Raw genomic sequence first — 15,856 nt, 5'->3', positions numbered from 1 at the left:
ATGTTTGGCAAATTAACCCTGGAAGCGGTTCCCTACCACGAACCGATCATCATGATCACGCTGGCAGTTGTCGGCGTGTTGGGCTTGGGCATCGTTGCTGCTCTCACCCATTTTAAAAAATGGAAATGGCTCTGGTCCGAGTGGCTGACTTCAGTAGACCACAAGAAGATCGGTGTCATGTACATCGCCGTTGCCCTCATCATGCTGCTGCGTGGCTTCGCCGACGCCATCATGATGCGCGGCCAGCTCGCGGTCGCTTCTGGTGGGGCCGAAGGCTTCCTCCCGCCACATCACTACGACCAGATTTTCACTGCTCACGGCGTCATCATGATTTTCTTCATGGCGATGCCTTTCATGGTCGGCCTCATGAACATTGTCGTGCCATTGCAGATTGGTGCGCGCGATGTTGCCTACCCGTTCCTGAATTCCCTGAGTTTCTGGCTGTTCGTCGTCGGTGTTGCGCTGATCAACATCTCGCTCGGCGTCGGTGAGTTTGCGCAGACCGGCTGGCTGGCATACCCTCCGCTTTCCGGCATCGAATACAGCCCGGGCGTAGGCGTCGACTACTGGATCTGGAGCTTGCAGATTTCCGGGTTAGGCACCTTGCTTACCGGGGTCAACTTCTTCGTGACCATCATGAAGATGCGCGCACCCGGTATGACATTGATGAAAATGCCGGTATTCACTTGGACTGCCCTGTGTACCAACATCCTGATCCTGGCAGCTTTCCCGGTACTGACGGCGACCATCGCCCTTCTCACATTGGACCGTTATCTAGGCACCCATTTCTTCACCAATGACATGGGCGGTAACCAGATGATGTACGTCAACCTCATCTGGATCTGGGGCCACCCTGAAGTGTACATCCTGATCCTGCCTGCTTTCGGCATTTTCTCTGAAGTTGTCGCGACCTTCACGAAGAAAAAGCTGTTTGGATACACTTCGCTGGTGTGGGCAACCGCAGCCATCACCATCTTGTCGTTCATCGTCTGGCTACACCACTTCTTCACCATGGGTGCAGGCGCCAATGTCAACGCGTTTTTCGGCATTGCAACCATGATCATCTCGATACCAACCGGCGTGAAGATATTCAATTGGCTCTTTACAATGTACCGTGGCCGTATTGAGTTCTCCACCCCGATCATCTGGACCATCGGCTTCCTGATCACTTTCACCATTGGCGGCATGACCGGGGTATTGCTGGCAGTACCCGGAGCTGACTTCGTGCTCCATAACAGCCTGTTCCTGATCGCCCACTTCCACAACGTCATTATCGGCGGTGTAGTATTCGGCTATCTGGCAGGCTTTACCTACTGGTTCCCCAAGGCGTTTGGTTTCAAACTCAATGAAAAACTGGGCCGTATCGCCGCCTACCTTTGGATCAGCGGCTTCTTCCTGGCTTTCATCCCCCTGTATATGGCAGGGTTCATGGGAATGACACGTCGCCTCAATAACTATGACAACCCCGCATGGACACCAATGATGTATGTAGCGCTCGTAGGCGCATTCATCATCGGAGCAGCTATCGTGGTTCAGCTGGTTCAGATCTACGTCAGCATCCGTGACCGCAAGCAGAACCTGGACCTGACTGGCGATCCATGGGGAGCCCGCACACTGGAGTGGTCCACCTCGTCACCTCCTCCTTTCTACAACTTTGCTCATGTCCCTGTCGTCAAGGACCTGGATGAATGGTGGGAAATGAAGCAGGATGGCCGCGCCACCAAGGCCCCTGCCAAATACGAGAAGATCCATATGCCCAAGAATGCTTCTGAAGGCGTGATCATCAGCGCGTTCAGCCTGGTGTTCGGCTTTGCCTTCATCTGGCATATCTGGTGGCTGGTGATCCTCAGCACCATCGCGATGCTGGTGACTGTAATTGCGCGTAGTTACAACGAGGATATCGACTACTACGTGCCGGTCGAAGAAGTCACGGCTATTGAAAACAAGCATCTTCAAATCAAACAAGCGAGTCAGGCGTAACCATGTCTAGTCAAACTTTGCATACTCAACACGCGCATGCCGACGAGCATGCGCATCACCACGATGCCAGCGGCACGAAGATATTCGGGTTCTGGATTTACTTGATGACGGACCTGATATTGTTCGCGACCCTGTTCGCGACCTATGCAGTCCTGAGTACCAGCTTTGCCGGCGGTCCCACCGGTAAGGATATCTTCGAACTCGACTATGTGTTGATCGAGACTTTCCTGCTGTTGTTCAGCAGCATCACCTACGGCTTTGCCATGATTGCCCAGCATAAGGGTAACAAGCAGGCCGTGCTGAACTGGCTCGCCATCACCTTCCTGTTCGGCCTTGGCTTCATCGTGATGGAAGTCAACGAGTTCCATCACCTGATCCACCAAGGATTCGGCCCTGACCGCAGTGCCTTCCTTTCCGCATTCTTCACATTGGTCGGCACCCATGGCCTGCACGTGACTTGCGGCCTGATCTGGATGGCAGTGCTGATGGCCCAGATCTGGACCAAGGGTTTGACCGAAACCAACAATACCCGCCTGATGTGCCTAAGCTTGTTCTGGCACTTCCTGGATATTGTCTGGATCTGCGTATTTACTGTTGTTTATCTGATGGGGGTGCTGTAAATGTCACATGGGCACGTTGAGCGCGCTGGCGCAGGCCACGCTAGCGTCAAGTCTTACATCATCGGCTTTGTTCTTTCCGTGATCCTGACGGTCATTCCGTTCGGCTTGCTGATGTTCCCCAATGACCTGTCATCCTCGACCATCCTCGTCACCATCCTGGTGTTCGCGGTGGTACAGATTGTGGTGCATCTCGTGTACTTCCTGCATATGAACACCTCCTCCGAACAGAGCTGGAACGTCATGGCCTTTATATTTACCGTGATCATTCTCGCAATCGTCGTGGTGGGCTCACTGTGGGTCATGTTCCACCTGAACCACAACATGATGAGGCATTTCTAAAGCCAGATTGATGAAGCAATATCTACTCATCACCAAGCCGGGCATTATCTTCGGCAACCTGATTTCGGTTGCCGGAGGTTTTTTCCTGGCCTCTAGGGGCGACATTGATGTTGCCCTGTTCCTGGCAACCGCCATCGGCATTTCGCTGGTGATTGCCTCTGGCTGCGTCCTCAACAATTACATCGACCGCGACATTGACAGCAAGATGGAACGCACCCGTAACCGCGTACTGGTACGTGGCCTCATTCCCGCCAGGAACGCCGCGATCTACGGCTACCTGCTGGGGATTGCAGGAATCGCCCTGCTCTACGCCACCACGAATATGCTGACCGTCTGGCTGTCCCTGTTCGGGTTTGCGATCTATGTAGGGGCATACAGCCTCTACCTGAAGCGCAACTCGGTATATGGCACATTGATTGGCAGCCTGTCCGGTGCGGCACCGCCCGTGATCGGCTATTGCGCCGTCAGCAACGAGTTCGACATGGGGGCAGTGATCCTGCTCATTATCTTTAGCCTCTGGCAGATGCCCCACTCTTATGCTATTGCCATTTTCAGGCTCAAGGATTACACGGCAGCGGCCATTCCTGTCCTGCCGGTGAAGAAAGGCATTCTCGCTACCAAGAAGCACATCGTGCTTTATATCGTGGCGTTCGTCATCGCTGCCGTCATGCTGACCCTCAGCGGCTATACCGGCAACCATTACCTGGTAGTAGCCGGTGTCATTAGCATTTACTGGCTGGGATTGGCATTGGCAGGCTACAAGACAAATAACGACCAGATATGGGCAAAAAAACTGTTCATGTTTTCGATCATTACCATTACCGCCTTGAGCGTCATGATGTCGATCGATTTCAAGGAACCGCACAAGGATGGCGTCTGGGTCGCCGCACGCATGCCGTCGATCATCGAACATCAAGTCAAGGTGGATTGACTAGATTAAAGTTCCTCCCCCTTTCCTTGATCAAATAAAAAGCCGTTGCATGCAACGGCTTTTTATTGCCTGCTTCCCAGCTTATGCATATTGGTTCATGGAAGCACCTACCACAGCACGCGCAGTCTCAGCCTCTGCTTCCGTCCTGGCATATGCCACCAGGACGGCATGCCCCTTCTCCACGGCATTCGCAATTAAATCGGAATAACGTCGATCCTGGTTGGAAATTCCCTTGCCGGCCCCAATAAAGCCACCAACAGCCGCTCCCCATCCCACCATAAATAAAGGACCTACTAGCGGGCTAGCCACGAACAGACTGACATTGGCTGCCACAATAGCTAATTGCCCGAGCGCGCCTACCCCAGCCCCCACTGCCGTACCGATAGCGCTGTCCACGACCACGTTTTTCAATACTTCCTTGTTGTCTTCATCCTGTTCGACATGATCGGTATGCCCAGCCGCGACTTGTACCTGGTCGCGATTAAAGCCGTTGTCGATGAGTATTTGCGCCGCTTTATGGGCATCATCAAGGGTGGGATAAATACCGGTGACACTATCCACATAATCCGCCATTTTGCTTCCTCTTCTCTAGTAAATTGCCAATAATGGAAATGCGCGTAGGCGGGCATCTCCATCGTTAAGCTGCCCACCATCGAATCCGGCCACAAACACTCGTTTGGCTTCCCAACGGTCAAAGACCAGTACCAATGATGTACTGATGAAGCTGGAATTTGAGCTTCCCTTGGCAGGATAAACCGATTGTTACACCCAGCTCGATACTATCGCCATGCCAGCATCATCAACAGGCAACCCATCACTGTTGTGATACATTGATGCATGGAATGCTCATATATCAGTACCCGCTTAAATACAATTTATATGCTCACTATAAGAGTGCACTATCTCTTCCCCCATCAGCCTGTTCCGAAATCCCAGTCGGACAGGACTGACGTTTACATATGAATAATACGGACGGCAGTATGTACCATCGGCCGCCTACCGCGTTAATCGTGATTGCCATCATCCTGGTCGGCATCAACTTGCGACCAGCCTTTTCCAGTGTATCCCCGTTGTTGGCTGATATCGGCTTGAGTCTGGGCCTGAGTGCCAGTGCCGCCGGCATGCTGACGACCCTGCCCGTGGCGTGCCTCGGGGTATTTGCTCCTTTCGCTGCATGGCTGGCAAAGCACTACGGGACAGAAAAGCTGGTCATACCGCTGCTGCTGGTATTGGCAGCAGGACTCGCCTTGCGCGGCGTATGGAATACTGCCAGCCTATTTCTCGGCACAGGCCTTGCAGGCATGAGCATCGGCTTGCTGGGCATATTGCTGCCGAGCGTCATCAAGCGAGAGTTCCCACGCCATCCAGACCTCATGACCGGGGTCTATACCATGGCCTTGTGCCTGGGTACGGCCCTGGCGGCAGGATTATCGGTGCCTTTGCATCAAGTTTTTGGCAGCCTGCCATTAGCACTCGCTTTCTGGTCCCTGCCTGTCATACTGGCCGCCTTGTTGTGGTGGCCACTCCGTCATTTGGTAAGTAGGCCCGCCGCCATCATCGCAGATCGCCAACATCCTCTGCCTCTGTTGCGTGATTCCCTCGCCTGGCAAGTCACCTTATTCATGGCAACACAAAGCGCGCTGGCCTATTGCGTATTTGGCTGGCTCCCTACCATCTTGCAGGATCGCGACGTGCCTGCCGTGCAGGCTGGCTTGTTTCTTTCGGGTTCCGTGATGGTGCAGGTCATTTCCGCCCTGCTGGTTCCCTGGCTATCTTCGTATCTGCGGGACCAGAAGCTCGCCAATGGCATCATGTTCGCCTTGATTTACATCGGGTTCATGGGCGCACTCTATGCGCCTGTTGCTCATATGTGGTGGTGGATGGCATTGCTGGGATTGGGCCAAGGCGGAGGCTTTGCCATGGCACTGACCATGATCGTGCTACGTACCCGCAACCCGGACCAGGCTGGGCAGCTTTCCGCCATGTCTCAAGGGGTGGGCTATACGCTGGCATCGCTGGGCCCACTGCTGATGGGACTCCTTCATGAGGCGAGCGGCAATTGGGATCAAGCAGGCTGGCTCATCACTGCCATCACGCTCGCAGGCTTATACCATGGCAGCAGAGCGGGTGCGAATCGCTTTGTGCTGGAATCTGCCAAAAGCAACTGAAAAACAAAAGGGAAGCATCGCTTCCCTTTGTTTGACTTAGCGCTGGCGCGCCTTGAAGCGTGGATTGCTTTTACAGATCACAAATATTTTGCCATGGCGACGCACGACCTTGCAGTCGCGGTGACGCGTTTTGGCAGATTTGAGTGACGACAAGATTTTCATGGCAAGCTCCTCATGCAGGACAGGCCCCGGATTATGCTCGATTCACCCCAAAATTGCAACATTGTTGCATATTTAAATGGCGCCCCATCATTGATGCTGTTTGCGCAAAACCTGCTTGACTTTTCATATACAGAAAAAGACGGCGGGAAGTGCCAAGTGATGCCATCGCTCAGCACTGGTGGTGAGCGGCCTCAATTTTGTTCATTTATATCGCCCTTACACCCTATCGGTTCCCTCCTGCAATCGAGAGCGGCGGTTCCTGCATCAATGCCACCTGTTCCCGCAACTCCAGGATACGATCCTGCCAATACTGCTGGGTATTGAACCAGGTAAACGTCATTGGGAAAGCAGGATCATCCCAGCGCTTCGCCAACCATCCGGAATAATGAATCAGGCGCAAGGTGCGCAATGCCTCGACCAAGTGCAGCTCTGCTGGATTGAAATCATAGAAGCACTCATATCCTTCCAGCAACTCGCCAAGCTGCAGGCTCATGTCGGCATGCGATCCGGAAAGCAGCATCCATAAATCCTGTATGGCAGGCCCCATCCTGCTATCGTCGAAATCAACAAAATGCGGACCGTCATCCGTCCACAGCATATTGCTCAAGTGGCAGTCACCATGCAAGCGCAAGGCTGCGACATCCCCCGCCCGTTCGAAACACACCCTCACGCCCGCCAGCGCCTGCTCCACCACGCTACGATATGCAGGTAGGATATCCGCGGGAATGAAATTGTTCTCCATCAACCAAGTGGCAGGCTCCTCGCCAAAACTTTCGATATCCAGGGCAGGACGATGCTGGAATGGGCTCTGCGCACCGATAGCATGAATACGCCCGAGAAAACGCCCTATCCATTCCAGCCGCCCATGCTGGTCGAGCTCGGGGATCCTTCCGCCACGCCTGGGGAAAACTGCAAAATAAAATCCCTGATAATGCTGCAGCGTACTACCGGAGATGAGCAGTGGCGCCACTACTGGTATCTCCTCTTCCGCAAGCTGCAGTGAGAATGCATGCTCTTCCAGTATCTGCGCCCGGCTCCAGCGACCCGGACGATAAAACTTGGCAATCACGGGCGGTTGATCCTCAACACCCACCTGGTAAACACGATTCTCATAGCTGTTCAACGCCAACAACCGCCCATCACCCAGGATGCCGACACTGTTCATGGCGTCGAGAATCAGGTCCGGTGTCAAGGTAGAAAAAGGGGGCATGATCATTGGGCACTTTACGGAAAGGTAGGATGGAGAAGCTCGGCCTGGTTATCGCTTGCATCACGCGTTTCAGGATCGCGGCATAGCTTACCACGCGATGGAAGAATCAAACATCGCATCGCTACCTACGCCTCACGCTTCCATTCGGATCAGCATGTTTTTCATAGGATATGCAGCGCTTTCTGGCGAGTCCGTACAGCACGTCTGATCCATGTTGCCGATACAGAATATCCTTCTATATCTCCCAAACATCAATCTGGATTGGTGAAAACCATACACTCTGCCCCAACAATGCACACATTTGGGGCAAAATCTCCGAACAAGACGAATTATATTGGTGCATTTTTATTTCCAATAAGAGAAAATGCACTATTTTCGCTCACGCTCATGGAGATAAGAAGGAATGAAGTATCAATCGGCACATGATTTCTTAGCCGTTGTCGCACAAAAAAATCCCGGTCAACCGGAGTTCCTGCAGGCAGTCACTGAAGTCGTCGAAAGCCTTTGGCCATTCATCAGCGCCAATCCGCGCTACGCCGAACACGGCATTCTTGACCGGCTGGTTGAACCGGAACGTGCCATCCTGTTTCGTGTCTCCTGGGTTGATGATAAAGGCGAAGTTCAGGTCAACCGCGGCTACCGTATCCAGCATAATGGTGCCATTGGCCCATACAAGGGCGGCTTGCGTTTCCATCCGTCCGTCAACTTGTCCATTCTGAAATTCCTCGCTTTCGAGCAAACCTTCAAGAATGCCCTGACGACCTTGCCCATGGGCGGAGGCAAGGGTGGTGCCGATTTCGATCCAAAGGGCAAGAGTAATGGCGAAGTCATGCGTTTCTGCCAGGCATTTATCAGTGAGCTGTTCCGCCACGTGGGTTCCGATACGGATGTCCCGGCTGGCGATATCGGCGTTGGAGCACGCGAGATCGGCTTCATGACCGGCATGATCAAGAAACTGACCAATCGCGCCGATTGCGTCCTGACCGGCAAGGGACTGAGCTATGGCGGATCGCTCATCCGCCCGGAAGCGACCGGTTACGGCACTGTCTACTTTGCCGAAGAAATGCTGCGCCACAGCGGCCGCACCATCGCAGGCATGCGCGTTGCTGTCTCGGGTTCAGGTAACGTGGCGCAATACGCGATTGAGAAGGCCCTGGCACTCGGTGCTAAGGTCATCACCGCTTCTGACTCCAGCGGCACCGTAATTGACGAGGCTGGTTTCACTGCCGAGAAACTGCAAATCCTGATGCAGGTCAAGAATGTCGAGTATGGCCGTATCAAGGATTATGCTGAGCGGGTTGGCGCACTTTACGTCCCTGGCGGCTCACCCTGGAGTGTCAAGGCTGAAGTGGCACTACCGTGCGCCACGCAGAATGAACTGACCAAGGCTGACGCAGCAACCCTGATCGCAAATGGCGTGTTGTGTGTAGCTGAAGGTGCCAACATGCCATGCACGGCCGAAGCGATGAAGCTGTTCGACGAGCACCATATTCTTTATGCGCCAGGCAAGGCAACCAATGCAGGTGGTGTGGCAACGTCCGGCCTGGAAATGACCCAGAATGCCATGCGTCTCTCATGGACACGTGAAGAAGTGGATGCACGTCTGTTCGACATCATGAAGGGCATCCATGATGCCTGTGTACAATACGGCACGCGTGAGGATGGCAGCGTCAATTATGTGGATGGTGCCAACATCGCCGGCTTCGTCAAGGTAGCGGAAGCCATGCTGGCGCAAGGCGTGGTCTAAGCGCTTGCCTTCTCAAGAACAAGAGCACCCCAGGGGTGCTCTTGTTGATACCCGCTCTCTGCCTTAGAACGGTATCCCGAAATTGAAACCGAATATAAGATCCTTCAGCGCATTGCTGCGCCCTCCTGACGTAATTGCCCTAGAAATGGAAAAATCCAGATTGGTTCGGTCAGGCTGATTGCTGATCAAACGCAGACCCAGCGAGACTGAACTCATACGCTCGAACTCCTGAGTCTCGACGTGCTCATAGATGCGCGCGGATTCGAAGAGTGCGTAAGGTTGCAGCCCCACCATCTGGTAGAACGGCAATTTGTAATTGAATGGCACGGTGCGGTTCACCTCCAGCGTAATTCCCCACCCCGAGTCGCCTACGAGGCGACCAGGACGGTAAGCTCTGCCGTGTTGATAGCCGCCGAACTGCACCTTCTCGGTAATGGGCAAATTGTCCGGAGAATACTGTAACGTCCCAGATACCGATGTTCCCCAGGCACCATCGAAATAATTGCGCTGGACGAAATTGACGACATACTTGGAAAAGTTCAGGTCGATATCGCTCTGAATGGGCTGTGAAGGAAAATTAGTGACAATCTCCTTTGATGCTCCCATGGCATCCAGGCCGCGACTCATCATCAGCTGTAGCCGGCGACCGCGCCTGGCCGCACTGTCGCTATAACTGCCTCCGATCGTGACTGTACGCACATCGGAGACTGTCGTAACGGCAGCGCCATTCTGCTTGTTCCTGATTTCATCTTCAAAATTGTTGGCCGTCAACGATGCGCTGAGCAACAGGCTTCTGTCTTGACGCAACAGCAAGGGGTAGCTCAAGCCCGCGCTCAGACGCTGCGATTTCACTTGGCGGCCGAGCCCGGAAGCCAACTCGGCAGTTGGCTTGCCGTCGTAGTCTGACGCATCCACCCTGACGACCAGCCCCTCTCTTCCAATGGGCTGGGCATAGCTTAATGCATAGTATTGCTCATTCTCCGCAGAAATCAGGGTGGAAGCCGTGATTTCCTCAGCCAGCCGGGTATTGCCACTGGCTTTGACAGTAAAGATGCCGCGGGTAAACGGCTGCACTGTTTCCAGTCGACCCAAGGCTTCCACGGGCCTGCGTTCGACCTTGAGGGAAAGTACCGACGCGCCGTCCATCTGCTGTGGCAAAGGCAAGGTCGCTTGTATCCTCAAGCCAGGAAGCAATCCCAGCATGGTCGTATATCGCTCCATGGTGGTGCGGGTCAATGGCTTTTCTGCAAGCAACGGCGCCGTGATCTCACGGATCTTCTCCTCTGTCGCCCCGGGATTGCCCTCTATCTTGACTGAGCCGATATGCCCCTCGATGACAATAACCTTGATAATTGGCTCAGTGAAGTTTTGTGCTGGAATGTAGCAGAACGATAGTGGCAAGCCGCGTTGCTGGTAGAACTGGGTGACTTGGTTCGACAACTCTACTATCTTGCCAATGGTGAGTCTTTTATTGGCATAAGGAGCAAAAAAGGCACTCACTTCCTCAAAGGGCACCGCCTTGACTCCATAAATACCAAAACTGGCTGGCTGGACTTCAGTCGCCATCAGTCTCTGAAGTTCGGGCGATATCTCCTGCTTTGTCTCTACCTGCACATCTGCTTGCGGCCTGGTTTTAGGTGTTTCGGCCTTAGGCAGGGTGTCTACAGGATTTTCTACCGCGTACAGATGATATGGATTGAACAGCATGCTGGTCATCAGCATCACCGCGCCTGCCTGATGCTGGCATTTTTTCTTCTGCATCTTCTCCCCTATGCAGTCATTCAAATAAAAATCCCGGTAGTAGAAAACTACCACCGGGACTTTATGGCTTTTAAAGCTTTACAGCCCTAAAAGAGCGCCCAGCAGGCCAGACAATCCATTGACAGGATTGCCACCTTCGGTCGCAGATGGGCTTGCAACAGTTCCCCCCCCATTCTGAGTAATCCCCCCCAGAATATTGGTCACAGGTGCAAGTAGACCACCACCATTATTACCTGACAACAATGCTGTGACGGGTGTCAGGAGGTTGGCAGGAGCACTGCCTCCACTACCGCCGCCCAGCGCCAGAATATTAGTTACCGGTGCCAGCAATCCGCCATTAGGCTGTCCAGCGCCCAATAATCCTGTTACAGGAGCGAGCAGACCACCATTGGCAGGCAGTGCGCCACCCAATAGTCCGGTCACGGGGGCCAATAACCCATTCAGCCCGTTCGCCCCGCCTCCGGCTAGAATATTGGTCACCGGTGCCAGCACGCTACCCAAGCCGCCCAGATTGCCTGAGGACAAGTTCAGCACAGGGGCAAGTATGCCGCCGTTGCCACCGGCAGGTACATTGCTGGTCAAAGGCAATACACCAGCATGCCCGATCAACGGATCAAGCGTTGTGAGATTGCCCTCCGCACTGGTCAAAGGCAATACACCACCCTCTCCAATCAACGGATCAAGCAACGCTGGCTGGCCATTGCTGGCCTCTCCACTGGTCAGGGCCAATACACCGTTCTTGCCGACCAGCGGATCAAGCAGTGTCTGATCTCCGTCAGTCGTCAGAGGCAAAATGCCATTCGTGCCGATCAATGGGTCAAGCAGCCCATTGGTTCCGGCCAATAAATTGGTGACTGGAGCCAGGGCGCCATTGCCTGCAATGGATCCTGTTACTGTTTTGGCCAGGCCAGCGACGCTGTCGACAGTAAATTTCGTCGTCGCCGCCACTTGGGTGACCAAGCCATTGCCAAGCCCATCCAAGCCTGCCAGGCCATTGCCACCACCCAGCAAGTCAGTGACGGGGCCCAGTCCACCCTCAACTCCTGGAATAGCGCCAGTCAAAGTGGATCCAAGCTGGCCGACTACACCTCCGACCGTTGTTGTCAATGGTGTGACAATGCCATCCACCGTACCGCCAACCGTGCCAGTCACGTTAGCAAGAGAACCCACTGTATTGCCCACTGTTTCCAATGTTGGCGCCAATGTCGATGCCAAAGGCGCAGTCACGCCATTGACAGTATCCAGCAGCGGATTGGCAATACCTGCAACGGTATTGATGACAGGCGCCAGGGTATCCGTCACAGGTGCCAGTGTTTGTGCCACGGGCGCCAGCACGCCTGCCACAGGCTGAAGCACTGGCTGCAAGACACCGCCTGCCGTATTGATCACAGGTGCCAACGGGCCCGCAATAGGCTCAAGCAATGTTCCCACGCCAGTTAATACAGGCGTGAGGGCATTGCCCGTCGCCGTCGTCACAGGCAGCAATGTGCCATTCAATCCGCCCGCTACCGGCCCCAAGGCTGTCGCCAGCGGCTCTAGAGCGCCAGAAAGGGCTTCGGACGTAGGGCCGAGAGCTGTGCCTAAAGGTGCTAGTACCTCTCCCAGCACACCGGTCACAGGCAGCAAACTATCCGTGACAGGCGCAAGTGCAGCTGTCACCGGGCTCAGCGTACTCACTACCGGATTCAGCACTGGCTGCAAAGCAGACACAACAGGCTCAAGAACGGGATCCAGCGCATTGCCGAGTGGATCAGTGACGGGTTGCAAGGCTGTGGTCACTGGTTGAAGCACGTCGTTGGTGAGGTCATTGACCGTATCAATCGTATCATTCAGCGTGTTGTCAGCTGTTGTCACGATAGGCGGGTTATTGGAAGTGTTGGTTGGCCTGACATTGCTGCTTCCCCCGCCATCACAACCGATCAATGCGATGGATGAGCAAATTACAGCCAGGCTGACCGTATGATTCAGCGGCATTTTTGCTTTAGTGGACATTACATTCCCCTTCAAATGTTAATGGAGCCAATGACAACTTGGATCCGTTCCATACATAACGCCAAGCGCCCCTGAAACATATTAAGTGACTTGATGGGGCAGCTCGTTGTCGTTTAAGTGGTCGGTAGCAATTACAGAACCACATGTTTATCATTTTTATCACTTTTATCAAAAGTGTCAATTAATTGCTAAGGATGGGCTAAGATAAAAAAGAAAAAGCCACTTTCTTGACTCTCCAGAAAGTGGCTTACCTATTGATATTTAATGAAAAACCGCTAAATTAACTTAGATAAATGATGGATGTGGTTTTTTTTACAACTAGTCTTTCAACTTCTTCAACCATAGTGTTACGACACTGCCCTCGCCGTAAACAGAGGACACATCTACCCAGCCGCCATGGATCTCCATAATCTCCTTGACTAGGCAAAGCCCTAATCCGGTACCTGGGATGCTCCCGGAAACATCAGCACGATAAAAGCGTTCAAACAAGTGATCCATGTGCTCTTTACTCATCCCGATTCCGTAATCTTCCACAGCGATACCCACATAAGTATGCTGATATTGCTGTTTCTCCTTGATATAGAGATGAATTTCTGTAGAAGGATCGGAATATTTATGCGCATTGGAAAGCACATTGACCAGCGCCTGGATCAACTTATCAAAATCTGCAGAGACCTTGAGGGCATGGTTATTGAAATGAAACTTGATCGCACGGCCCTCCCCGCTCACAAGAAACTCCTTGAGCGCGGTATCCACGATATCCGTCAGGCGATATGGCTTGATGTCAAAGCTCATCCCCTTCCTGGCCTCAATCTTGGCAAGGTCAAGCATATCATTGATCAGTTTGGTCAATCTCACAGATTGCCGGTGGACGGTGGCCAGCATATCCTTCTGCTGCTCGGGGGTAAATTCCCGCTTCAGTAGCAATTCCGTGAAACCATGGATACTTGACATCGGCGTCCTCAGCTCATGTGCCGCCATGGAAAGAAACTCCCCTTTCATACGGTGCAGCTCAGACTCCTGAGTAATGTCGCGAAAGTAATGAATAGTACCGACAAAGCGATTTTCCGGATCATGCGCCTCGCGGACAGAGTGCTTGATGACCGTCAGCTTGGGTTTCGTCATGCGCATCACCACCGCATCAGGCAAGCGCTGAGATACTGCCCCCTGGTCATCCTGGCAAAGCGATTTCAAGAGGCGAATAAACTCGCTTTGCGAAATTTCACGCAGTTGCTCTGGCTTCAGGCCCGTCATATTCAGGAAAGCCGGATTGAAGGTGCTAAGCATGCCTTTCTTATTGAAGGTCACTAGTCCATCCGGACTCAGCTCAAAGGTACTTTGCATGATGCCATGCAAGCGGCTGGAGGTTTCCTGCGCCATTTTCTTTTCGGTGATATCGCGCGCGACGGCAATATAGTTGAATACCTGCCCATTGCCATCGAACAATGGCTCGATATCGAGATCTACCCAATAGTTCGAGCCATCTTTCGCCGTGCGTAGCAATTCGGCTTGATAGCTTTGCTTGGCATCCAGTTGTCGCCTGATCTGCTCAACGGTTTCCTCGTCTCCATCCATCAGGTCTCCCAGATACCGGCCCACCACCTCCTCCGGCAAGTATCCGGAGCGGCGCACATAAGCATCATTGACCCACTCCACATAGCCCAGCGCATTGGCAATGACCACTGAATTATCGGTCATGGAAACGATATGCGTAAGCGTCCTGGACTCCGACTCGCGCATCGACAGCAAGGCATGCGCCTGAAACAGCCGCTTTTTCTCAGCATTCAGCTTGCGCACATTGACTACGGATGAATACAATCGTTGTGAGCCTGCAACCCTTGAAAACTTGGGAATGCTACGCAGATTGCTTACGTCAGCAGTATCCTCGATCCAGGGCATCAGCAGAAAAGCAGCATATTTTTCCTCATGTGATGCCACCTTACCACCCAATACCAACCCACTCGGCTTGTGCTTCAGCAAGCAAGCCTGCCTGCGCAGGTTGCGCAAGGATGCCAGGCAAAACACCTCGGTAGGGCAAAGTAATGCAAAACATTCATCCATCTTGCGACCGACAAGGCGGCCAGCATCCAATGATTGCAAGGCGCTACTTGCATGATGGATGATCAATTGCTCATCGACAATGACGTGAAAGGGAAATGTGGCCAGTAGGTCTGGAGTTGATTTAGGTAATTGCAATGCAGGCCTAAATTGACGCATGGGCTTTCATTTGGTCTTGGTCAATGGTATCTGCGATCATGGACTCGATGATGGGCTCGAGCTCACTCAGCACTACAGGTTTGCGGAATAATAATACCCCATCCGGCAAACCGCCCTTATCCTGAATATAGTCGTCATTCAATGCGGTCAGGGCAATGATATTTAATTTGCTGAACTGGTTTGAGCTTTTCAAATGCCGCAGCATCTCGAAACCACTCATGCCGGGCATGTTCAAATCCGTAATCAGGAGATCGGGAACTTCACGCCCAAGGTTGATCAGCCCCTCAAAGCCGTCTGTCGCCACATCAATACGCACCGGATGCTTCCAACTGGAAAAAAAAGTATGAAAATAAATTCCGCAATGCGCTATCGTCTTCAACCAAAAGAATATGAAATACCTTGTGCTTCGAAGACAAACCGTTGACAGGCATAATGGCCTGCTTACGCTGGTTGAGAATACGGTCGATCGAAGAGCGTGCAATCCTGCGGTGGCCTCCGGCAGTCTTCCATGCTTTCAGCACTCCGGACTCAACCCATAGCTGCACTGTACGTAGAGACACCCCTAGCACTTTCGAGGCATCTCGCGTAGATAGGAACTCTTCCTTCCCAGAATTTTGATTCACCATGACACAATTATCGGAATGTAATATACATATACATTATCCTAGATAATAAATAAAAATCAATCAGATAGATTAATACTCCTTATACATTCGTTGACATATCTCA

14 protein-coding genes are annotated in these 15,856 nt (G+C 52.9%); 6 read left to right on the top strand and 8 right to left on the bottom strand.

Annotation, left to right across the window (positions count from 1 at the left end):
* The 4 genes from cyoB to cyoE are packed head-to-tail and all read left to right on the top strand — an operon-like array spanning position 1 to position 3,870.
* Complete coding sequence (cyoB, locus tag MFLA_RS06625) at positions 1–1,980, top strand: cytochrome o ubiquinol oxidase subunit I (protein ID WP_011479516.1); 1,980 nt, start codon at positions 1–3, stop codon at positions 1,978–1,980.
* A 2-nt stretch (positions 1,981–1,982) separates the two neighbouring features.
* Complete coding sequence (locus MFLA_RS06620; RefSeq protein ID WP_011479515.1) at positions 1,983–2,600, top strand: cytochrome o ubiquinol oxidase subunit III; 618 nt, start codon at positions 1,983–1,985, stop codon at positions 2,598–2,600.
* A complete protein-coding gene (locus MFLA_RS06615) occupies positions 2,601–2,939 on the top strand; it encodes a cytochrome o ubiquinol oxidase subunit IV (protein ID WP_011479514.1) in 339 nt (112 codons plus the stop codon). It abuts the gene before it with no gap.
* Between the two features lie 10 nt (positions 2,940–2,949).
* Positions 2,950–3,870, top strand: a complete 921-nt coding sequence (gene cyoE / locus MFLA_RS06610) for a heme o synthase (protein ID WP_011479513.1) — start codon at positions 2,950–2,952, stop codon at positions 3,868–3,870.
* An 81-nt stretch (positions 3,871–3,951) separates the two neighbouring features.
* On the opposite strand, the gene MFLA_RS06605 is transcribed toward cyoE, so the two are convergent.
* Complete coding sequence (locus MFLA_RS06605) at positions 3,952–4,443, bottom strand: hypothetical protein (RefSeq protein ID WP_011479512.1); 492 nt, start codon at positions 4,441–4,443, stop codon at positions 3,952–3,954.
* Between the two features lie 386 nt (positions 4,444–4,829).
* On the opposite strand from MFLA_RS06605, the gene MFLA_RS06600 reads away from it, so the two are divergent.
* Positions 4,830–6,038: a CynX/NimT family MFS transporter gene (locus MFLA_RS06600; protein ID WP_011479511.1), complete on the top strand. Its 1,209-nt coding sequence runs from the start codon at positions 4,830–4,832 to the stop codon at positions 6,036–6,038.
* Between the two features lie 36 nt (positions 6,039–6,074).
* Here the strand turns inward: MFLA_RS06600 and ykgO are convergent, their stop codons facing one another.
* Complete coding sequence (gene ykgO, locus MFLA_RS06595) at positions 6,075–6,200, bottom strand: type B 50S ribosomal protein L36 (RefSeq protein ID WP_011479510.1); 126 nt, start codon at positions 6,198–6,200, stop codon at positions 6,075–6,077.
* 223 nt (positions 6,201–6,423) lie between these two features.
* Complete coding sequence (locus MFLA_RS06590) at positions 6,424–7,416, bottom strand: serine/threonine protein kinase (protein WP_011479509.1); 993 nt, start codon at positions 7,414–7,416, stop codon at positions 6,424–6,426.
* Between the two features lie 397 nt (positions 7,417–7,813).
* Here MFLA_RS06590 and gdhA point away from each other — a divergent pair, with 397 nt between their 5' ends.
* Positions 7,814–9,157 carry an NADP-specific glutamate dehydrogenase gene (gene gdhA, locus MFLA_RS06585; protein WP_011479508.1) on the top strand — a complete coding sequence of 448 codons (1,344 nt, stop codon included), beginning with the start codon at positions 7,814–7,816 and terminating at the stop codon, positions 9,155–9,157.
* A gap of 63 nt (positions 9,158–9,220) precedes the next feature.
* On the opposite strand, the gene MFLA_RS06580 is transcribed toward gdhA, so the two are convergent.
* From MFLA_RS06580 to MFLA_RS15085, 5 genes are all read right to left on the bottom strand, one after another.
* Positions 9,221–10,918: a ShlB/FhaC/HecB family hemolysin secretion/activation protein gene (locus tag MFLA_RS06580; protein WP_011479507.1), complete on the bottom strand. Its 1,698-nt coding sequence runs from the start codon at positions 10,916–10,918 to the stop codon at positions 9,221–9,223.
* A gap of 78 nt (positions 10,919–10,996) precedes the next feature.
* Positions 10,997–12,910 carry a hypothetical protein gene (locus MFLA_RS06575; RefSeq protein ID WP_011479506.1) on the bottom strand — a complete coding sequence of 638 codons (1,914 nt, stop codon included), beginning with the start codon at positions 12,908–12,910 and terminating at the stop codon, positions 10,997–10,999.
* A gap of 318 nt (positions 12,911–13,228) precedes the next feature.
* Entirely contained in the window at positions 13,229–15,127 is a 1,899-nt protein-coding gene (locus MFLA_RS06570) for a PAS domain-containing sensor histidine kinase (protein ID WP_011479505.1), read from the bottom strand.
* Positions 15,114–15,443, bottom strand: a complete 330-nt coding sequence (locus MFLA_RS06565; protein ID WP_048811599.1) for a response regulator — start codon at positions 15,441–15,443, stop codon at positions 15,114–15,116. The genes MFLA_RS06570 and MFLA_RS06565 overlap by 14 nt, the downstream gene beginning before the upstream one ends.
* The gene (locus MFLA_RS15085; protein WP_195742107.1) at positions 15,433–15,753 is read right to left on the bottom strand and encodes a MerR family transcriptional regulator; all 321 of its coding nucleotides are present in this window, start codon (positions 15,751–15,753) and stop codon (positions 15,433–15,435) included. Before MFLA_RS15085 ends, MFLA_RS06565 begins: the two co-directional genes overlap by 11 nt.
* Positions 15,754–15,856: the final 103 nt, after the last annotated feature.

It is taken from the genome of Methylobacillus flagellatus KT, from assembly GCF_000013705.1.
Classification (GTDB): Bacteria; Pseudomonadota; Gammaproteobacteria; order Burkholderiales; family Methylophilaceae; genus Methylobacillus; species Methylobacillus flagellatus.
This window is presented reverse-complemented; position numbering and strand designations above follow the sequence as displayed.